Origin of the sequence: Streptomyces sp. NPDC001137 (assembly GCF_040298885.1) — a bacterium.
Taxonomy (GTDB): Bacteria; Actinomycetota; Actinomycetes; order Streptomycetales; family Streptomycetaceae; genus Streptomyces.
The window spans coordinates 20,796-39,832 of sequence record NZ_JBEPBA010000002.1 but is presented as its reverse complement, the minus strand read 5'-3'; the positions used below and the strand labels follow the sequence as shown (position 1 = coordinate 39,832).

Sequence of the window (19,037 nt, the reverse complement as noted above, 5' to 3'; positions counted from 1 at the left end):
CAACGGCGGGGGCACCTCCGGTGTCCCCGCCTCACTCCGCCGGAAACCGTCCGGCGACGGCAGACGGGAGCGGCCCGTGGAACGACGTGCGGCGGACCGACTGCTGCTGACGGCGGTCCGGCGGGGCGGCACCTGGGGCGGCGTCCTGGCCGCCACTTCTCTTGTGCTCGCCGGGGTCTACGTGGTCCTGCCCGCGCTGATGGGCCGCACGGTCGACGCCGTACTCGGGCGCGGTGACGCCGCCCTGTGGCTGACCCTGTCCGCCCTCGCCGTCACGCTCCTCGTGGTGTGCGACGCCGCCGACGACTACGCGGGCGCCGTCGCCAACTCCCGCTGCACGGCATGGCTGCGGCACACCCTGCTGGGGCACGTCCTCGACATGGGCGGCCGTGCCACCCGCCGCCACACCCCCGGCGATCTGGTCACGCGCCTGGTGAGCAACACCGCCCGGACCGGCAGCGCCCCCTCGGGCCTGGTGTGGGCGGTGACCGAAGTACTCCCCCCGGTCGGGGCGGTGGTCGCCCTGGCCCTCATCGACCCCTGGCTGTGCCTGACGTTCCTCGCCGGTCTGCCGCTGGTCGTCCTCGTGGTGCGCGCCTTCGTCCGTGACGTCTCCGACGTCAACGACCGCTACTTCGCCACCCAGGGCCGCATCGCCGCCCGGCTCGTCGACGCCCTCACCGGCATCCGCTCCATCACCGCCGCCGGAACCACGGCCCGGGAGGCCGGGCGGATCCTGCAGCCGCTGCCGGAGCTGCACCGCCACGGCATGGGGATGTGGCGGGCGTACGCCCGGGTCTCCGCGCGGGACGCGGCGGTCGTTCCCCTGCTGGAGGTCGCCGTGCTGGCGGTGGCCGGCCTGGAGCTCGCCCGGGGCCGCATCACACCGGGTCAGACGCTCGCCGCGAGCGAGTACGTCCTGCTGGCCACGGGGGTGAGTTCGCTGGTGGCCTCGGCCCACCGGCTCGCCTTCGCGCGCGCCACGGCGGGGCGGGTCGCGGAGGTGCTGGCGGAGCCCGCCGTGGTGTACGGCACCGCGCGACTGCCGGGCGGGGGCGGCGGCCGGCTGGAGTTCCAAGGGGTGACCGTCCGCACGCCGGAGGGCGGCACGGTGCTGGACGGCGTCGACCTGGCTCCGCCACCGGGCATGCTGACGGCCGTCGTGGGCCGTTCGGGCTCCGGGAAGTCGCTGCTCGCCGCGCTGGCCGGGCGGCTGGCCGACCCGGACCAGGGCGAGGTACTGCTCGACGGGGTGCCCCTGCGGGACGTGGACCGCGCGGCGCTGCGGCGGGCCGTGGCGTACGGCTTCGACCGGCCGGTGCTGCTGGGCGGGACGTACGCCGACGCGATCGCCCTCGGGGCCCGCGACGCTGCGCGCTTCGAGGTGCTGGCCGGGGCGGCCGCCGCACGCGCCGACGCCTTCCTCCAGACGCTGCCCGAGGGGTACGACACCCGGCCGGCCACCGCCCCGCTGTCCGGCGGGGAGACCCAACGGGTCGGCCTGGCACGCGCGTTCGTCCAGGCGGGCCCGGCCGGCCGGCTCCTGGTGCTCGACGACGTGACGGCCGGCCTCGACACCGTCACCGAGCACCACATCGGCAAGGTGCTCACCGGGTCCGGACGGCTCGCCCGCCGCACCCGGCTCGTGGTGACCCACCGGGCGTCCACCGCGGCCCGCGCGGACCACGTCGTCTGGCTGGAGGCGGGCCGCGTCCGCGGTCAGGGCACCCACCGCGCGCTGTGGGCGGACCCGGAGTACCGGGCCGTCTTCCGTCCGGAGCCGACGCCCGACGGAGGGCCGCGATGAACCGGGCGGCCCACGGACTGCTTCGCTCCACCCTCCGCGCCCGGCGCCGGAAGTTCGTACGGCTCACCGGCTGGTCGCTGGTCCAGGCGGTGCCCGCGCTGCTGTCCGGCTGGTTGGTGGCCCGGGCCGTCGACGACGGCTTCCTCGCCGGCCGCAGTACCGCGGGCCTCGGCTGGCTGGCACTGCTGGCCTGCACCGTCCTGCTCGGCGCCTGGGGCACCCGGCAGGCCACGCTCCGACTCGCCGACGTCGTCGAGCCGTTCCGCGACGACCTGGTCACCCTCGTCACCACGGGCACATTGCAGCGCTCCGCCCGCCTCAGCGGGCCGGCCGACACGGCGGGCGTGGCACGGCTGACCGAACAGGTCGAGATCGCTCGTGAGTCGTACGGGGCGATCGTGATGTTCGTGCAGACCTTCTCGGTCACCGCGGTGAGCGTGCTGCTCGGGCTGGTCGTACTCGATCCCGTGCTGCTGCTGTTCGTGCTGCCGCCCCTCGTGGCCGGGCTCGCACTCTTCCTGGTGGCCCTGCGCGCGATGGCCGCCCGGCAGCGGGCTGTCGTGCTGGCCGACGAGGCCATCGCCGAGCAGGTGGGCGCGGTGGCCGCGGGGCTGCGGGACGTCACGGCCTGCGGCGCCGAGGACGTCGTACGAACCCGGGTCGGCGCCCGCATCGACGCGGCAGCGGACGCGGCGCGCGCCCTGGCCCGGCTCACCGCCGTGCGGACCGTCGCCCTGGGTGTCGGCGGCTGGCTCCCGATCGTGCTGATCCTCGCCGGAACGCCCTGGCTGGTCCACGGCGGCATGACGACCGGCACCGTCCTGGGCGCCCTGACCTACGTCTCCCAGTCCCTGCAACCGGCCCTGCGGGGCTTCGTCCAGGGCCTGGGCGGCAGCGGCCTGTGGCTCCTGGTCACCCTCACCCGAATCCTGGAGGCATCCGCCCCCACGCCGGCAGGACCCCCGGCCGACACCGTCCCGGACAACACCCCGCCTTCGGCCGGCGCTTCGAAGAGGCGCAGGGCCGCCAGGCTGTCGCACAGGACGGTGACGCCAGAGTCTGCGAGCCTGCCGGGAACCCTCGGGCCCGTCGGGCCGCCGGGCGAGGCCGCGGCCGGTGCGCCCGGGCTTGCCGCCGTCAGGTCCTCCCTCGTCGCGGCGCAGCCTCGCGACGGGCGGGTCGAGTTGTCCGGAGTCACCTTCGGATATGCCCGTTCCGCCGAGCCGGTCGTGCGGGATCTCGACCTCGTTCTCGCGCCGGGCACCCATCTGGCCGTCGTGGGCCCCAGTGGGGCGGGCAAGTCGACGCTCGCCGCGCTCGTCGCCGGGGTGCTCGAACCGCGGGCCGGACGGATCCGGCTGGGGGGTGTGCCGGTGCGGGAGCTGGACCGTGGCCGGCTGTCCCGGTGCCGTGTGCTGATCCCGCAGGAGGCCTACGTGTTCGCGGGCACCCTGCGTGAGAACCTCGCCTACCTTCAGCCCGCGGCCGGCGAGTCCGAGATGGACGCGGCGGTCCGCGCCATCGGTGCGCAGGCGCTCGTCCGGCGGCTCGGCGGCTATGACGCGACCGTGGATCCTGCCGTGCTCTCGGCGGGTGAGCGGCAGCTGATCGCCCTGGCCCGGGCCCTGCTGCCACCGGCCCGGCTGGTCCTGCTGGACGAGGCCACCTGCCACCTCGACCCGGCGGCGGAGGCGGTCGCCGAACGGGCCTTCGCCCGCCTCCCGGCCACCCTCATCGTGTGCGCCCACCGGATCAGTTCCGCGCTGCGCGCCGACCTCGTCCTCGTCATGGACGGCTCGCGCTGCCGTCTCGGCACACACGACCTGCTGATGGCGGACTGCGCCCTCTACCGCGACCTGATCGGCCACTGGGACGGGCCGGCGGACGCGGCGCGAGAGGCCACCGGCGGCGAACTCGCCCACCGGAAAGGGACGTGAGCGCCGCGGCTACAGCCATCCCGACTGCCGGGCGATCCGGATCGCGTCGATGCGGTTGCGTGCACCGGTCTTCCTGGAGACCGCGTTCAGATGGTTGCGGACCGTTCCCACCGACAGCGAAAGCCGCTCGGCGATCTCCCGGGTCGGAGTGCCGTCCGCCGCCAGCCGCAGCACCTCGAGCTCCCTGGCGGTCAGCGGGCTCCTTGCCGAGGAGAGCGCCAGCAGCGCCAGTTCCGGGTCGATGAACCGCCCGCCGGCCGCCACCTTGCGCACGCCCTCCGTCAGAAAGTTGCTGGGGCTGTTCCTGCCGATGAGGCCCGCGACGGGCTGGGCCAGCGCCTGACGCAGGTATTCAGGCGTCGCCGTGCCGGCCACCAGCAGGATCCGGCACTCCGGAAGCCGCTCGCTCAGCTCCTGCGAGGTGTCGAGCGCCCCGTCCTCGACGGCATTGCCGTCACAGTCGATGACCACGACATCGGGTCGGTACGACAGCGCCCGTGTGACCGCCTGCCCGCACCCCGGTGCCGCCGCGACCACCTCGATGTCCTCCTCACGTGTCAGCAGGGCGGCGAGCGCCCCACGCACCAGGTCGGTCTCCTCGACGAGAAGCACACGGATCAACATCGCTCCCGCCCGGCCCCCAGTGGCCTGCTCCCGCGACACGCCCCGGACACTCCGACGACGCCGTAAGAAGTATCTCCGGTTATAGCCCTATTTGACGTGCCGCCCCGCCCCGGGCCCACGGCAGATGCAGGGCGCCCGCGGGACACGCCGCCGAATGGTCTATTCGGCAGGTAAACGTCCTATCCGGTCATAGCGTTCACAATATGAAGAACTACCGCATTGCATACATGATGTGCACCGCCGTGGTGGTCGGGACCGGGCTGGGTGCCGCTCCGCCGGCCGCCCGTCATGCGTTCCATGTGGTCATGCCGGGCCAGTCGATCCAGAAGGCCGTGGACGCCTCCCAGCCCGGAGACACCGTTCTCGTGGCCCCCGGCACGTTCCACGAGAGCATCAAGGTGACCACGCCCGGGCTGACCCTGCGCGGCATGGGGCGAGCCACAGTGATCGAGCCGAGCGGCAAGAAGGCCGCCAACAGCTGTGCCGAGGGCGGCAACGGCATCTGTGTCCTGGGCACTAAGGACCGTGACGTCAAGGGCGTCACCATCGCCTCGCTGACCGTCACGGGCTTTGCCAGGACCGGGGTGTTCGCCATGGCGACCGACGGGCTGACCGTGCGGAATGTGACCACGGCGCGCAACGGTGTGTGGGGCATCGCCCAGGAGCGCTCGGTCCGCTCGCTGATCCAGGACAACAGCGCCCTGTACAACGGCGACGCGGGCGTCTTCCTCGCCAACACCATCAATGAGGAGGCAGGCGCCACGGACACCGGGGGAACAGTGATCGACCACAACCGGCTGGAGGGCAACCGTATCGGCCTGACGGTCCGGCGCCTGCGCAACCTCACCGTCGCTCGCAACCGCGCGACCGCCAACTGCGTGGCGGTGTTCGTCGTCGGTGACGAGAACAAGCCGAAGGCCGGCGCGCTGACCGTGCGCGACAACCTCCTCGTACGCAACAACAAGTCGTGCCCGAAGACCGCGCGGCTGGACGCCCTGCAGGGCTCCGGCATCGTCCTGACCGGCGCCGAGGACACCCTGGTGACACGGAACGTGGTCAGGAACAACGTCGGCGACTCCCCCCTGTCGGGCGGCATCGTCCTGTTCAAGAGCTTTGTGGCCGTCACCAACGACCGCAACCGGATCAGCGACAACGTGGTCGAGGGCAACTCCCCGGCGGACCTCATCAACGCCGACCACGGCACGGGCAACACCTTCGAACGCAACTCCTGCCGGGCCTCCCAGCCCGCGGGGATGTGCTGACCGCAGGTCATGGCCCGTGCGCGGGCCCACAAGGAAGGAAGCGGCACATGACGACCGCACAGACAGCCCCACCGCCGTCCATGCGGCTGAGGGAGCTCGCGTTCGCGGCGGCATGTGCCGCCGCCCTCCGGGCGGCCGCCCGGCTGGGAGTCCCCGACGCCCTCGGTGACACTCCCATGACCGCGGAGGACCTGGCGGCGGCGGTGAAGGCGGAGGCCCGGCCGCTACGAAGGCTGCTGCGCACCCTGTCCTGCTACGGCGTCTTCGCCGAGCTGCCGGACGGGAGGTTCACCCACACCGATGTCTCCCGGCTGCTGCGCGAGGACGATCCGAACAGCCTGCGCGCCATCTCCCTGTGGTGCACCGAGCCGTGGACCTGGGACGCCTGGCCGCGGCTCGACGAGGCGGTGCGCACCGGGCGCAATGTCGTCGAGGACCTGTACGGCAAGGAGTTCTTCCCCTATCTGAACGAGGACGCCCCGGAGTCCGCCGACGTCTTCAACCGGGCCATGACCACCTCCAGCGTGCAGTCCGCGCGGGACGTCGCCGAGTTCCTCGACCTGTCGGGGAGTTCATCGGTCGCCGACCTGGGCGGCGGCCAGGGGCATGTGCTGGCGAGCCTGCTGGACAAGTACCCCTCGCTGCACGGCAGTCTGCTCGACCTTCCGCGGGTGGTGGAGAACGCGCTGCCGAGGCTGCGGCCGGGCGGCGACCTCGCGGACCGCGCGTGCGTGGTGCCCGGCGACGTACGGGTGTCCGTGCCGGTCGCGGCGGACGTCTACATCATCAAGAACATCCTGGAGTGGGACGACGACAGCACCGCCCGGACGTTGCGCAACGTCCGGGCGGCGGGCGGCGCGGGGGCCAGGGTCGTGGTCATCGAGAACCTCGTCGACGACTCGCCCTCGATGCGGTTCAGCACCGCGATGGACCTGCTGCTGCTCCTCAACGTCGGCGGGGCGAAGCACACCACCGACAGCATGGTCGCCCGGCTGACCGACGCGGGGCTGGTCATCGACGACATCCGCCCGGTCAACCCCTATCTGCACGCGTTCGACTGTCACGTCCCGGGCTGAACGGCCCCCCAAACCACCGGTCGCCGGGCCCGCAGCGTCGCGGGCCCGGCGACCGGTGAGGTACGGCGGGGTCAGCCGGCCGGGTCGCGCTCCCACAGGTAGAAGCGCCGCGCCATGGCGTCCTTCGGGGAACGCCAGGTCTCGGGGTCGTACGCGCTGACGTACGCGGACAGCCTCTCGCTGACCTCCCGGAACTCGGGGTGCTGTGTGACCTCGGCGATGGCGGGGCCGGGTTCGCGCTCGGACTCGATGAGGTGCATGTACACGTCGCCGAACTGGAAGAGGCAGCGCCGGACCACCCCGACGAGGTGCGGCAGCTCTCCCCGGTCGGACTCCGCGAACACCTTGGCGATGTCCGGGGCCGAGCCCGGGGCCATACGGGCGACGATCAGTGCCTGGTGCATGGGGGCTGGTTCTCCGTCCGGCTCAGTCGGTCAGACCCGGAGTGGCACCGCGCTCGGCGGCGACCTTCTCGATGCGGTCCCGGATGAGCCCCATCTGGACCTTGGAGTTCCGGTTGATGTTGTCGGTCATCCAGGCGTCGTCGACCGGTGCTTCCGGTTTCATCGCGAAGTCCTGCGTCCACACCATGCGCGTGCCGCCCGGCACCTCCTCGTACCGCCAGTGGATGTCCATGTGGTCGAAGGGGCCCGTCTCGACCCGGCGTGCCTTGACGGTGCGCGTGTCGCGGTCCGGTTCGCGTTCGGAGACCCAGCTCCACACGGTGCCGTTCTCGTCGGGGTGCATGGTCAGCCGGAAGGTGGTCTTGCGTCCCTCCCGGGCCAGGACTTCGACGGAGGCGTACTCGGTGAACAGCCGCGGCCAGTTCTCCAGGTCGTTGGTCATCTCCCAGACGAGGTCCAGCGGCGCCGCGATGGTGATCTCGTTCTGTGTGTGTCCGGTCATCTCACGCTCCTGTCATGAGGGCACTGTTGACGAGGTCGAGGAACTGCCGGGGGGTCTTGGAGCGTTCGGCGTCGGCGGGCATCGGTGTGCCGTAGCGGTTCTCCAGTTCGCCCACGATGCCCAGCAGGCCGAGCGAGTCGACGCCCAGGGTGTCGAAACCGGGGTTGTGCAGCCCGAGTTCCTCGGGGGTGACGGTGACACCGGCGGACTTCTTCATGAGTTCGGCGAGCTCTTCGACGGTTATTCGGTCGGACATGTGCTTCTCCTCTACTGCTCCTCGGCGCCTCAGGACGAGGCGCCGGTGGCGCCGTGCCGCAGCACCAGCGCCGAGTTCGACCCCATGAGGCCCCGGCTGAGGACCAGCGCCGTGCGCGGCCGGGCGGCACGGGCCCGGCCGGTCACGAGATCGAGTTCGTGGCAGATGTCGTAGACGTTGGGGGTGGGCGGGATCAGGCCGTGCTCCATGGCGAGGACCGCCGCCGCCACGTCGAGTACTGCCGCCGCGCCGTACCCGCGGCCGATGCCGGTCTTCGGTGCGGTGACGGGCACACGGGTGCCGTGCGCGCCGAGCGCGTCGGCGATCGCGAGGGCCTCGGCGCGGTCCGCCTCCGGCACGCCGAGCGCGTCGGCGAAGACGACGTCGATCTCCTCGGGGGCGCAGCCGGCTTCGGCCAGGGCGCCCCGGACGGCATGGGCGAGGCCTTCCCGGGACTGCTCCCAGCGGGAGGCGCCGGTGAAGGTGGCCGCGTGTCCGGCGAGCACCGCCTGCACCCGCGCGCCCCGCGCCAGGGCCCTGGCCTCGTCCTCCACGACGAACATGGCGCCGCCCTCGGCGGGGACGAACCCGCAGGCCGCGGAGGTGAACGGGCGGTAGGCGCGGGCCGGGTCGGCCTCGAGGCTGAGCTCCGCGTAGCCGAGCTGGCAGACGACGGAGTACGGGGCGAGCGGCGCCTCGGTCGAGCCCGTCACGATCACGTCGGTGCCGCGCCGCACCGCCCGCGCCGCGTGCGCGAGGGCGTCCAGGCCGCCCGCCTCGTCGCTGGCGACGACCGAGCAGGGGCCCTTGAAGCCGCGGCGGATGGAGATCTGGCCGGTGCTGGCGGCGTAGAACCAGGCGATGGACTGATAGGGGCCGACGAACCGGCTGCCCTTTCCCCACAGTTGCTGCAGTTCCCGCTGCCCGAACTCGCCGCCGCCGGACCCGGCCGCGGTGACCACGCCCACGGAGAACGGGGAGCCGTCGGTCGCGGGCCGGCCGAGCCGGGCGTCGTCCAGCGCGAGGTCGGCCGCGGCCATCGCGAAGTGCGTGAACCGGTCGGTCTGGACGAGGAAGCGCTCCTCGACCACGGTGGAGGGGTCGAAGTCGCGGACCTCGCCCGCCACCCGCAGCGGCAGATGGGTGCAGCCCTCGCGGGTGATCCGGTCGAGGGCGCTGATGCCCTCCTTGACGGACTTCCAGAAGGTTTCGGTGCTGGATCCGTTGGGTGCGACCACGCCGATTCCGGTGATGGCCGCCCGCCGTGGATGCGGTTCGCTCATCGTGTCTTCTCCCTCGGCCGGGTCAGGACCACCGCGGACTGGAAGCCGCCGAACCCGCTGCCCACCGAGAGCACACTGTCCAGTTTCCGCTCGCGTGCGACGCGCGGGACGTAGTCCAGGTCGCACTCGGGGTCCGGGGTCTCGTAGTTGGCGGTCGGCGGGACGACCTGGTGGGCCAACGCCAGGACGCAGGCGACGAGTTCGATGGCGCCGATCGCGCCGAGGGAGTGGCCCACCATGGACTTGATGGAGCTCATGGGGGTGTCGTAGGCGTGCGGGCCCAGGGCCCGTTTCACCGCGGCGGTCTCGTGGCGGTCGTTCTGCTGGGTGCCCGAGCCGTGCGCGTTGACGTAGTCGATCGCCGTGCCGTCCAGCCGGGCGTGGTCGAGGGCGGCCTCGATGGCCTTGGCCATCTCCACGCCCTCACGGGTCAGTCCGGTCATGTGGTAGGCGTTGCCGAAGGTGGCGTAGCCGGCGAGTTCGCAGTACACGTGGGCGCCGCGGGCCCGGGCGTGCTCCAGTTCCTCCAGGACGAGGACCGCGCCGCCCTCGCCCATGACGAACCCGTCGCGGTCGGCGTCGAAGGGGCGCGAGGCGTGCTCGGGGTCGTCGTTGTTCGGGGACGTGGCCTTGATCGCGTCGAAGCAGGCCATGGTGATCGGGGAGATCGGCGAGTCCGAGGCCCCGGCGATGCACACGTCGGCGCGGCCCTCCTCGACGGTGTGGAAGGCGTATCCGACGGCGTCGAGCCCCGAGGTGCAGCCCGTGGAGACGGTCTGCACGGGGCCGCGCGCCCCGAACCGCTCGGCCACGGTGGAGGCGAGGGTGCTGGGCGCGAACGCCCGGTGCAGATACGGGCCGGCCTCCTGCGGATCCACGTCCCAGCGCTGCCCGTGATGGCTGACCAGCACATAGTCGTGCTCCAGCCGGGTGGTGCCGCCGACCGCGGTGCCCAGCGAGACCCCCACCCGCCAGGGGTTCTCCCGCTCGGGCTCGAGGCCGGCGTCGCGTATCGCCTCCGCCGCGGCGGCCAGGGCGAACTGTATGTAGCGGTCGCACCGCGCGGTCTGCTCCGCGTCAAGACCGTGCGCCGCCGGGTCGAAGTCGCATTCGGCGGCTATGCGGGAGCGCAGGCCGGCCGGGTCGAAGAAGGTGATGCCCCGCGTCGCCGTGCGCCCGGCGGACAGGAGGTCCCAGAACGCCGGTATGCCCGTGCCGCCGGGGGCGACGACGCCTATGCCGGTGACCGCCACCCGGCGTGTCATGACCGGACCTCCGCGGTATCGCTCTCCTCGGTGTCGACGTGGCCGAGCGGCGGGCTCGGGGCCAGCGGGCCGAGGTGGAAGACGATACGGGCCTCGACGTTGCCGACGTTGCGGAAGCGGTGCCGCATGTGCATGGGGATCATGAGGCCCTGTTCGGGCCGCAGCGGCTGGGGGACGCCGTCGAGGTCCACCTCCAGGTCCCCGCACACGACGTACACGAACTCCTCGGAGTAGGGGTGGTAGTGCTCCCCGATGCGCTCGCCGGGCTGCACGATGGCGACGCCCATGAAACCGCTGGTGGAGCCGACCGTGGCGGGGGTGAGCATGGCGCGCAGATCGCCGCCGCGCCGCCGGTTGGGCTCGACCTCGCTGAGATCCACGATTCTGGGACGGGATGTGATCACGGCGTTCCTCCGATCAGGTCCTGCATCGACGTGGGGCGGTGGCCGCCACGGCCGGCTGAGGGCAGCTCAGGCCTCGGGCGAGCGGCGGTCGGTGACGAGGTCCATGCGGGCGAGCCCGATGCAGCGTGCGAGTTCGCCGTGTCGGGGCGCGGACGCGTCGATGCGGAAGGTCGTCAGCTCGGCCAGCTGCCCGGGGTCGTGAAGCCCGAGGGCAACGGCGGGGTCGGCGGCCGCCAGTCCGCCGCGTACGTCGATCAGGCGTACGACGACGTCGTCGCGCTGGAAGATCGTGCTGCGCAGGATCGGGCTGCGCGGGTCGTCCGCCGCGGCCTCGTCCTGCCGGGCCAGCGCCTCGGCCAGGCGCATGCCGCAGCCGGGCCGGACCGGATAGGACAGGGCGTGCCGCTCCTCCCGCGGGTCCTGCTGCGCCAGCGTCACATGGTGGACGGCGGGCAGCGCGGCCCGGGTGAAGAAGACACGGGCGGACTCGGGGTCGTCGAGGTCCCGGTCCTGCTCCAGGTACGGGTTGATGGCCTCCTCGACGGCGCGTACCTCGGGCTGCCGGGCGACATGGCGCAGTGCGGCGAGCAGGTCACCGCGTACCTCGATGGCCCGAACCACCCGGTTGCCGTGCATGAACAGCGAGGTGCGGCACAGCCTGGTGGAGTCGTCGACCTTCGGCTCGGGCGAGGCGTAGTCGGCGAGGATCTTCGCGACCTTGTCCTCGCTGCCCGGCGTGACGGTGAAGGTGAGGGCGTGCCGGATCAGTCCGTCGCCGATCCTGGGTGCCGCCTGGAGCCGGCGCTTGCCGGGCTCGGCGCCGGGGGCCGGGCCGCCGGTCTCGCGGACGATGTGGAAGCGCAGCGACCGGGTGTCACGGACACAGCTGTGCAGCGGTTCCACCATCCGCACGTGTTCCTCGCTGTTGACCCAGGCGAGGAACGGCGGGGCGCTCTCCCACTCGCTGGTGATGAGCCATTGGGAGGGGTTCTCGATGGACTGGCACAGCTGGTCGCTGACATGTCCGGGGACGGAGGCGACCTGGTTGCACAGGAGCTCGTATGCCTCCAGGAACTGCTGCTGGGCTCCGTCGTAGACGTCCACCAGCAGGACGACCCGGAGTCTGGAGCCGTCGAACACGGACTGGGAGACCCGGGGCGACACCTGTCGGGCCGGCGGACCGGAAACACGTTCGGACGTGGTCGTCATCCTGCGCACATCTCCTTCGCGGGGCGGAAGCGACGCCGGCCGCGTTCGGCGGCGTCGACATTCCTCGATCGTGTGCCCGTCGCCCGCGGCGCGCGACTCGTATGGCCTACGCGGGTGATGCTCAGACGAGGTGGGCGAAGACCACCAGGTTGTCCGTGTAGTCCATGACCGACCGGTCGTAGTTGCCCGCGCAGGTGATCAGCCGCACCTGGGCCTGGGGGGTGTCGTCGTACACGCGGTCGCTGGGGAAGTCGTCCTTCTCGAAGGTCTCCACGCTGTCGACCCGGAAGGTCGCCGTGCGCCCGTCGGCGCGTTCGACGTAGAAGACATCGCCCTTTTCCAGCTGGCCGAGGTTGGCGAAGACGGCCGCGGACGTCTTGGTGTCGACATGCCCGGCGATGACCGCGGTCCCCGGCTCTCCGGGGGACGCCCCCTTGGTGTGCCAGCCGACGAGGTTCGTGTCGTCGCCGGGGGGAGGCTGCAGCTGCCCGTTGGGGCCGAGGGAGAGGCCCGTGAAGGGGGCGTCGACCCAGATCTTCGGGATGCGCAGGCGCACGGGCCTCGACCGGGGCAGGTGCTTGCCCACCGGCTGCCCCGGGGACATCGTCGACGCGGCGGAATGCCGTACGGACGCGGCGGACCGCCCGCGGGAGGTGTCGGCGGACGTGTCCTGACCGCTGATCATGCTCGCTGCGAGCACCAGGCAGGCGGCGGCGCAGATCATCATCACGCCCGAGCGGGATACTGACGGTTCGCTGGGCGCCGGTTGGTCGTCGGAGGAGGGAGAGGGCGGAGGAACTGCCATCGGAGAGCACCTCATTCAGGCACGGCGGCAGAGGGGACGGGGCGGGCGGGGCGCGAGCCGCGGCCGCCGCACGGGGCTCGGGTGACGGCCGCGGCTGCGCTATTGCGTCGGGCACGGGTCAGACCGTGCCCACGGCCGGCTTCTTGCGGCGCACCGCATACAGCCCGGTGGCGACGACGCCCAGCACGGCCAGCCCGCCCGCGGTCGCGGTCGGCGCCGCGAGCGCCCCGCCGCCGGTGTGCATGCCGCCATGGGGCTTCTCGTGGTCGCCGCCCCAGGAGTCACTGCCGCGGCCGCCGCCGTCCTCCTCACGGCCACCCTGGTCGTGGTCGCTGCCCCACGAGTCGTCCCGGTAGGAGTCCGGGTCCGTCTTCGGGTCCCGCGAGCCACCCCAGCCGCCGTCGTCGTTCACCGCGGTCAGCGCACCACCACCGGTGTGCACTCCACCGCGCGGTTCCTCGTGCTTGGGCTGCTTGCCGTGTTCTTTCCCGTGCTCCTTGCCGTGTTCCTTCCCGTGCTCCTTGCCGTGCGAAGAGCCGTCGTGATTCCCGTCGCCACCATTTGCGAACGCGCCGGGCGCACCGATGGCGAGGACGGCGGAAGCCGCCGCTGTGGCCAGAAAAATGCGAGCAGAACGCATAGGAACGTCCTTCCGCCAAGGCCCGGCAGCTGGTACGTCATCAGCTGACTTGACCGGACCCCGACGTGAACCACCGTCAGTCAGTCGTCACCTCACCACCAGTCGGGACGATCACCTGGGTGACGGGCTCAAGGGGTGAGACGGGGATTCAGCCGCCGGAGATCAAGCCAGTGCCAGCACGGTTTTCAGGACCTGCCGCAGCACCGATTCGGCGTCCGGGTCCGGGCCGGGCGAGCGCCATGCGACGAACCCGTCGGGCCGCACGAGCACGGCCCCCGCGGCCGTGACGCCGTGCCGCTCCGTCCACTGGGCATCGCCTTCCGGTACCAGTTCAGCCCCGGGCCCGCTGCCCACGCGGTACGCCCGGATGGGCACCGACAGCTCCTCGGCGAGGCGGCCGGCGGCCCGGTGCCATCCGCTCGGGTCGCCGGCGTCGCAGAGCAGGACCAGGGACCGTTCGTAGAGGTCGAGGGTGGAGATCCGTTCGGCGCCGTGCCGCACCCACAGGTGGGGCGCCCTGCTGCCTGGTTCGCCGCTCAGTTCGAGGTTCTCCGGCACGACCGCGGCCGCCGGGTCGGTGCCGACGACGGCGCCCTGCCGGTAGCGGTAGCCGAGGGCGACGTTGAGGATGCCGCGCCGGGGGCCGCCGCCGGCCTCGGGCGGCGGAGTGAACCCGGGGTGGCTGTGCTCGGCCGACCGGTCGGCGGCCCGGGCGCTGGTCGCCTCCGCCACCGGGCGGCGCTCGGCGTCGTAGGAGTCCAGCAGGCCCTCCCCGGCCCAGCCGCCGAGCACCGCGGCCAGCTTCCACGCGAGGTTGTGCGCGTCCTGGATTCCGGTGTTGGACCCGAAGGCCCCGGTGGGCGACATCTCGTGGGCCGAGTCCCCGGCCAGGAAGACCCGTTCGGAGCGGTAGCTGCGGGCGACGCGCTGGGCGGCGTGCCAGGGGGCCCGGCCGGTGATCTCCACATCGAGGTCCGGGACGCCGACCGCGCGGCGGATGTGCTCGATGCACCGCTCGTCGGTGAACTCCTCCAGGGTTTCACCGTGTTCGGGGTGCCAGGGGGCGTGGAAGACCCAGTTCTCGCGGTTGTCCACCGGGAGCAGGGCGCCGTCGGCGTCCGGGGCGGTGAGGTAGCAGACGATGAATCGGCGGTCGCCGACGACGTCCGCGAGGCGGCGGGAGCGGAAGGTGACGCTGACGTTGTGGAACAGGTCGCCGCGCCCGCTGTGGCCGATGCCGAGCTGCTCGCGGACGGGGCTGCGCGGGCCATCGGCGGCGACGAGGTAGTCGGCGCGGACAGTGGTGTGCTCGCCCGTCTCCCGGCTCTTGACGACCGCGGTGACACCGGTGGGATCGCTCTCGAACGACATGAGTTCGGTGGCGAAGCGCAGGTCGCCGCCGAGCGCCGCGGCCTGTTCGAGCAGGACCGGCTCCAGGTCGTTCTGGCTGCACAGACACCAGGCGCCGGGGCTGAAGCGGGCCAGTCCCCCGCCGGGGTCGATCTCCCGGAACAGCCACTCGCCCGCGTCGCCGACCAGGGTGGGGGTCTGCAGGATGCCGTGGTTGTCGGCCAGGGTGGCGGCGGCCTCATGGATCGCCGGCTCGATGCCCGCGACCCGGAACAGTTCCATCGTGCGGATGTTGTTGCCGCGGCCGCGCGGATGGATGGAGGTGCCGGAGTGACGCTCCACCAGCAGGTGGCGCACGCCCAGCCGTCCGAGGAACAACGAGGTCGACAGGCCGACCAGCGAGCCCCCCACGATGAGCACAGGGACCCGGTGGGTGTCCCGGCCGGCCTGATCCGCTCGTTCGTTCGTCACTCTCGCCTCCCGCGCATGGAGCCCCGCCGTCCGGCCGGGGATCCTCATGCATGCCCCGGGAAGCGGACGGCACCTCAGCCTTCGCCCGCCTGTCACCCGGTGGGCAGGCCAAAGGGCGGGGAAGACGGCGGGTGAGTAGGAGGAGCGGCGATCGAGCAAGGACGACACGCCGGATCGGGCCGATGACCGATGGCCCGAACGGGCGAATTGCGTCATGAGCGCTACAGGTGAGCCCGCAGAGGATCCACCGTTGTTCGCCTGGGCGCGGTCTTCCCCTAGGCGGTGTCGGCGGTCGCGGTGCTCGGGGCGTGCGTGCCGGTGCTGCCGAACCGAATGCCCTTGGCCTCCTTCCCGACGGCGCTCAGGACGATCACCACCGCCAGGGCGGGCACCACGGTCCACGACATGGCCGCCGGATAGCCGTGCCGCTCGGCGATGGCCTCCTGGATCGGCAGGTTGAGGGCGGCGATCAGATTCCCCAGCTGGTAGGTGACACCCGGGTAGAAGCCACGGATCGCATCCGGGCTCATCTCGGTCAGATGCGCGGGGACGACACCCCAGGCGCCCTGTACGCACACCTGCATCAGGAAGGACGAGAGCATCAGCAGGCCCACGGCGGTGGACAGCACGAAGAAGGGCACCACGGCCAGGCCCGCGGCGGCCGCGACCATGATCGTGCGACGGCGGCCCAGCCGCTCGGAGTAGGCACCGAGCACCGTGCCCCCGATGATGGCGCCGATGTTGTAGACCACGGCGATGGCGATCGCGGTGTCCGGGGACAGGCCGAGGCCCTTCTTGACGAAGGTCGGGTAGACGTCCTGGGTTCCCTGCGACATCCAGTTGAAGGCGGTCATCAGCGCGACCAGGTAGACGAAGCGCTTGAGCACCGCCGGGTTCCTGAACACCTGGTAAGCGGGGGTGCGGTTGAGCGCCACGCTCTTCTCCCACACCTCGCTCTCCTCCACCCGGGTACGCACCCACAGGGCGACCAGGGCGGGCACCAGGCTGAAGGCGAACAAACCCCGCCAGCCGAAGGCGGGTTCGATGCCGAAGAACGCGACGGCGGCGAGCAGATACCCCAGCGAGTAACCGCTCTGCAGCAGGCGCAGCACCAGCAGTACGGCGTAGTTGGGCGCGAAGGCGCAGGCGAACCCGACGACCGAGTAGAAGCAGACGTCGACCATCAGCGGGAGCCGCCGGCCCTTGCGGTCCGCCCACATGCCGAAGAGCAGGGCACCCACCGGGCGCATCACCAGGGTTGCGGTGGTGAGGAAGGCCATGTCGGTGAGGGAGACGTGGAAGTCGTCGGCGATCTCGCTGTAGACGAGGACGACCAGGAAGTAGTCGAAGGCGTCCATCGCCCACCCCAGGTAGGCGGCGACGAAAGCATTGCGCTGATCCTTCGTGAGACCCGATGCCTGCTCGCGGACGGTCTTCAGCATGCCTGCCCTTCCCACGGCTTCGCAGGTGAGGCTCGGTCGGGGCGACGCGGCGGGCAACGCAAGCACAGGCAAAGCGCAAACCACAATTCCCCAAAGTCGCCAGGCAGTTCACCTGGGCCGACCGGGCGTCAGCAGGTCTGCCGGACGTAGCCGCTCGCACCCTTCGGCTCGACCGACTCGTCACGGCGGACGATGCTCAGGGTGCCGCCCCAGTCGGCGCACGCTTTCGCCATACCCTTCGCCGTGTACTCGACCACGAGCACATGGTTGCCGTATGCCTCTGCGAACTCTCCGCACTCGTTCCACTCGGCGCACTCCTCGGCCACGGCGAAGTCCAGGCCCACGGACGCACGGTCGGACAGGAGCTCGGTGGCGTTCTTCTGGGCGATGGCAAGGCCCTTGTCGTGGGCGTGGGCGGACAGGAGCTTCATCAGCGCCTCGGCCTGGCCGGCCTTGAGGTACTTCGGGAAGCGCGTGAAGGAGTCGTAGTTGTCCGGCTCCACGGCCTTGTAGCCCTTGGCCGCGCACTCGTCGATCCAGCTGTTCAGCTTGGCGGCGATGCGCTGCCGTTTGGCGGCCGTCCGGATGTCCAGGATCGCCTCGCCCCAGTCCTTGTCGTAGAGGACCTCGGCCCTGGCGTCGCGCAGCAGCAGGTCGGAGTCCCAGTCGCGCTCCTCGCCCTTCTGCGCCTGGAAGGCGTTGATGTTGCAGATGTTGTAGACGCCCGGCGCGGGCTCGCTGTCGTGATCGCGGCTCACGACCCGGGCACCGGCCGCAAGCGGGTACGCGCCGCCGATCTGGTAGTCCCACTGCACATGCTTCGGCGGCAAAGTCACCGTGGCGGCTGACTCCTTTGGACCCGGGGACGGGGAGGCGTCGTCGTGGTGCGACCCGAATCTCACCGCCGCGATGCTCACCCCGGTGACCGCCAGGGCGGCGACGAGTCCGATGAGGGCGCGGCGTCCGCGTCCGCGACCGGTCGGGGCTGCGACCGCTTCCGTCCTCCCCTCGTCGGTGGCCGGACCCGGCGCGAAGGGGTGGGTGCGCGAGCTCCGGCGATCGGCTTCCGGGGAGTCGGAGACCCCTGGTGCGACCGGCACGACCGGAACTACCGCCGACACATCGGAATCCGGCAACTCCCGGAGCATACGGCGCAGTTCGTCGAGCCCGGGCCGGGCGGCCGGGTCCTTGTCCAGGCACCGCTCGGCGATGCTCCTCAGCGGTTCGGCGACGCCGTTCAGGTGCGGCGCCTCGTACATCACCTGATAGCCCGTCAAGTACGGGCTCCTGCCGTCGAACGGACGGTTTCCGGAGGCCGCGTACGCGAGCACCGAGCCCAGCGAGAAGACGTCCGAGGCTCCGGTGACCTCGCGCGGCGCGGCGAACTGCTCCGGAGACATGAAGGGCGGGGTGCCGATCAGCCGGCCGGTCATGGTGAGGGCCTCGTTGTCGACGGCGTACGAGATGCCGAAGTCGATGACGCGGGGCCCGTCCTCGGCCATCAGGACGTTGCTCGGCTTCAGATCGCGGTGCACCATGCCCACCCGGTGGATGTCCCGCAACGCCTCGACCAGACCCAGCGCGAGCACCCGCAGCGCGCGTCCGCGCAGCGGGCCGTCCTTGGCCACGGTGTCCGACAGCGTGCGGCCCGGGATGTAGAGCGTGGCCATCCACGGCTGTTCCGCGTCCGGATCGGCGTCCACCACCGGCGCGGTGAACGCTCCGCTCACCCGGCGGGCCGCCGTGACCTCCTGGCGGAAGCGCGTCCGGAACTCCTCGTCCTGCGCATACGGCGCATGTACGACCTTGACCGCGACCTGCCGACCCGAGTCCGAGCGCCCCAGATAGACGATCCCCATGCCGCCACTACCGAGCCGGTCGACCAGCGCATAGCCGCCTATGGACTCCGGATCGCCGAGGCTCAGCGACATCGCGGGTCACCTTTCCCCTGTGCCGTGCTTCGAAAAGCTGTTCAAGTGCATTCGAAGATCAGAGTAGTACCGGGACTGGTGAGTCCGGTGTGCAACCTCGACGTGGAACCGGCGCCAGGACGGCCGGAGCACCACCACCTGACCACCGGCGGGGGCCATCGCCATGCTGAGCACGGTGGCCGACCGCCTCCTCCACCACAGTGGACGCCGGCGTCGTCCACGGCGGCCCACCCGTCCCCCGCCACGCCTCCCCATCGCTCTCCCCCTCCCCCGTCCGTATCCCAAGTCCATCCCAGCGGTACGGCGTCACCGCAGGTCACGAGCGTGTGACTGTCCCTGCGTCCCAATCCGGGGCACGGGGATCCGGCC

17 protein-coding genes are annotated in these 19,037 nt (G+C 71.7%); 4 read left to right on the top strand and 13 right to left on the bottom strand.

Features of this window, described 5'->3' with window-relative positions; translation table 11 throughout:
• Positions 1–76 precede the first annotated feature (76 nt).
• Complete coding sequence (locus tag ABT254_RS03230; RefSeq protein ID WP_351462946.1) at positions 77–1,807, top strand: ABC transporter ATP-binding protein; 1,731 nt, start codon at positions 77–79, stop codon at positions 1,805–1,807.
• Positions 1,804–3,744, top strand: coding sequence for an ATP-binding cassette domain-containing protein (locus ABT254_RS03225; RefSeq protein ID WP_351462944.1), 1,941 nt, complete (start codon positions 1,804–1,806; stop codon positions 3,742–3,744). Before ABT254_RS03230 ends, ABT254_RS03225 begins: the two co-directional genes overlap by 4 nt.
• Before the next feature lie 9 nt (positions 3,745–3,753).
• Here the strand turns inward: ABT254_RS03225 and ABT254_RS03220 are convergent, their stop codons facing one another.
• On the bottom strand, positions 3,754–4,368 hold the full coding sequence (locus tag ABT254_RS03220; protein WP_351462942.1) for a response regulator transcription factor: 615 nt from the start codon (positions 4,366–4,368) through the stop codon (positions 3,754–3,756).
• A 203-nt stretch (positions 4,369–4,571) separates the two neighbouring features.
• On the opposite strand from ABT254_RS03220, the gene ABT254_RS03215 reads away from it, so the two are divergent.
• Together ABT254_RS03215 and ABT254_RS03210 are read left to right on the top strand one after the other, a co-directional pair.
• Entirely contained in the window at positions 4,572–5,630 is a 1,059-nt protein-coding gene (locus ABT254_RS03215; RefSeq protein ID WP_351462940.1) for a right-handed parallel beta-helix repeat-containing protein, read from the top strand.
• 47 nt (positions 5,631–5,677) lie between these two features.
• The gene (locus ABT254_RS03210; RefSeq protein ID WP_351462938.1) at positions 5,678–6,706 is read left to right on the top strand and encodes a methyltransferase; all 1,029 of its coding nucleotides are present in this window, start codon (positions 5,678–5,680) and stop codon (positions 6,704–6,706) included.
• A gap of 71 nt (positions 6,707–6,777) precedes the next feature.
• Here ABT254_RS03210 and ABT254_RS03205 read toward each other — a convergent pair whose 3' ends face one another.
• From ABT254_RS03205 to ABT254_RS03150, 12 genes are all read right to left on the bottom strand, one after another.
• Positions 6,778–7,110 carry a TcmI family type II polyketide cyclase gene (locus ABT254_RS03205; protein ID WP_351462936.1) on the bottom strand — a complete coding sequence of 111 codons (333 nt, stop codon included), beginning with the start codon at positions 7,108–7,110 and terminating at the stop codon, positions 6,778–6,780.
• Positions 7,111–7,132: 22 nt separating this feature from the next.
• The gene (locus ABT254_RS03200) at positions 7,133–7,612 is read right to left on the bottom strand and encodes an SRPBCC family protein (RefSeq protein WP_351462934.1); all 480 of its coding nucleotides are present in this window, start codon (positions 7,610–7,612) and stop codon (positions 7,133–7,135) included.
• Position 7,613: 1 nt separating this feature from the next.
• On the bottom strand, positions 7,614–7,868 hold the full coding sequence (locus ABT254_RS03195) for an acyl carrier protein (protein ID WP_344398922.1): 255 nt from the start codon (positions 7,866–7,868) through the stop codon (positions 7,614–7,616).
• 29 nt (positions 7,869–7,897) lie between these two features.
• On the bottom strand, positions 7,898–9,151 hold the full coding sequence (locus ABT254_RS03190) for a beta-ketoacyl synthase N-terminal-like domain-containing protein (protein ID WP_351462932.1): 1,254 nt from the start codon (positions 9,149–9,151) through the stop codon (positions 7,898–7,900).
• Entirely contained in the window at positions 9,148–10,416 is a 1,269-nt protein-coding gene (locus ABT254_RS03185; RefSeq protein WP_351462930.1) for a beta-ketoacyl-[acyl-carrier-protein] synthase family protein, read from the bottom strand. Before ABT254_RS03185 ends, ABT254_RS03190 begins: the two co-directional genes overlap by 4 nt.
• Positions 10,413–10,820, bottom strand: a complete 408-nt coding sequence (locus ABT254_RS03180; RefSeq protein ID WP_351462928.1) for a cupin domain-containing protein — start codon at positions 10,818–10,820, stop codon at positions 10,413–10,415. The genes ABT254_RS03185 and ABT254_RS03180 overlap by 4 nt, the downstream gene beginning before the upstream one ends.
• Positions 10,821–10,886: 66 nt before the next feature.
• Entirely contained in the window at positions 10,887–12,029 is a 1,143-nt protein-coding gene (locus ABT254_RS03175) for a SchA/CurD-like domain-containing protein (protein WP_351462926.1), read from the bottom strand.
• A gap of 121 nt (positions 12,030–12,150) precedes the next feature.
• Positions 12,151–12,834, bottom strand: a complete 684-nt coding sequence (locus ABT254_RS03170) for a class F sortase (RefSeq protein ID WP_351462924.1) — start codon at positions 12,832–12,834, stop codon at positions 12,151–12,153.
• A gap of 118 nt (positions 12,835–12,952) precedes the next feature.
• Complete coding sequence (locus ABT254_RS03165) at positions 12,953–13,474, bottom strand: hypothetical protein (protein ID WP_351462922.1); 522 nt, start codon at positions 13,472–13,474, stop codon at positions 12,953–12,955.
• 162 nt (positions 13,475–13,636) lie between these two features.
• Positions 13,637–15,343, bottom strand: coding sequence for an FAD-dependent oxidoreductase (locus ABT254_RS03160; protein ID WP_351462920.1), 1,707 nt, complete (start codon positions 15,341–15,343; stop codon positions 13,637–13,639).
• Between the two features lie 227 nt (positions 15,344–15,570).
• On the bottom strand, positions 15,571–16,737 hold the full coding sequence (locus ABT254_RS03155; protein WP_351462918.1) for an MFS transporter: 1,167 nt from the start codon (positions 16,735–16,737) through the stop codon (positions 15,571–15,573).
• Positions 16,738–16,865: 128 nt separating this feature from the next.
• Complete coding sequence (locus ABT254_RS03150; protein ID WP_351462916.1) at positions 16,866–18,668, bottom strand: endo alpha-1,4 polygalactosaminidase; 1,803 nt, start codon at positions 18,666–18,668, stop codon at positions 16,866–16,868.
• Positions 18,669–19,037: the final 369 nt, after the last annotated feature.

Coding starts and splice junctions, on each gene's coding strand:
- ABT254_RS03225 (WP_351462944.1), top strand. CDS start 1,804: ATGAACCGGGCGGCCCACGGACTGCTTCGCTCCACCCTCCGCGCCCGG.
- ABT254_RS03220 (WP_351462942.1), bottom strand. CDS start 4,368: ATGTTGATCCGTGTGCTTCTCGTCGAGGAGACCGACCTGGTGCGTGGG.
- ABT254_RS03215 (WP_351462940.1), top strand. CDS start 4,572: ATGAAGAACTACCGCATTGCATACATGATGTGCACCGCCGTGGTGGTC.
- ABT254_RS03210 (WP_351462938.1), top strand. CDS start 5,678: ATGACGACCGCACAGACAGCCCCACCGCCGTCCATGCGGCTGAGGGAG.
- ABT254_RS03205 (WP_351462936.1), bottom strand. CDS start 7,110: ATGCACCAGGCACTGATCGTCGCCCGTATGGCCCCGGGCTCGGCCCCG.
- ABT254_RS03200 (WP_351462934.1), bottom strand. CDS start 7,612: ATGACCGGACACACACAGAACGAGATCACCATCGCGGCGCCGCTGGAC.
- ABT254_RS03195 (WP_344398922.1), bottom strand. CDS start 7,868: ATGTCCGACCGAATAACCGTCGAAGAGCTCGCCGAACTCATGAAGAAG.
- ABT254_RS03190 (WP_351462932.1), bottom strand. CDS start 9,151: ATGAGCGAACCGCATCCACGGCGGGCGGCCATCACCGGAATCGGCGTG.
- ABT254_RS03185 (WP_351462930.1), bottom strand. CDS start 10,416: ATGACACGCCGGGTGGCGGTCACCGGCATAGGCGTCGTCGCCCCCGGC.
- ABT254_RS03175 (WP_351462926.1), bottom strand. CDS start 12,029: ATGACGACCACGTCCGAACGTGTTTCCGGTCCGCCGGCCCGACAGGTG.
- ABT254_RS03170 (WP_351462924.1), bottom strand. CDS start 12,834: ATGGCAGTTCCTCCGCCCTCTCCCTCCTCCGACGACCAACCGGCGCCC.
- ABT254_RS03165 (WP_351462922.1), bottom strand. CDS start 13,474: ATGCGTTCTGCTCGCATTTTTCTGGCCACAGCGGCGGCTTCCGCCGTC.
- ABT254_RS03160 (WP_351462920.1), bottom strand. CDS start 15,343: ATGAGGATCCCCGGCCGGACGGCGGGGCTCCATGCGCGGGAGGCGAGA.
- ABT254_RS03155 (WP_351462918.1), bottom strand. CDS start 16,737: ATGCTGAAGACCGTCCGCGAGCAGGCATCGGGTCTCACGAAGGATCAG.
- ABT254_RS03150 (WP_351462916.1), bottom strand. CDS start 18,668: ATGTCGCTGAGCCTCGGCGATCCGGAGTCCATAGGCGGCTATGCGCTG.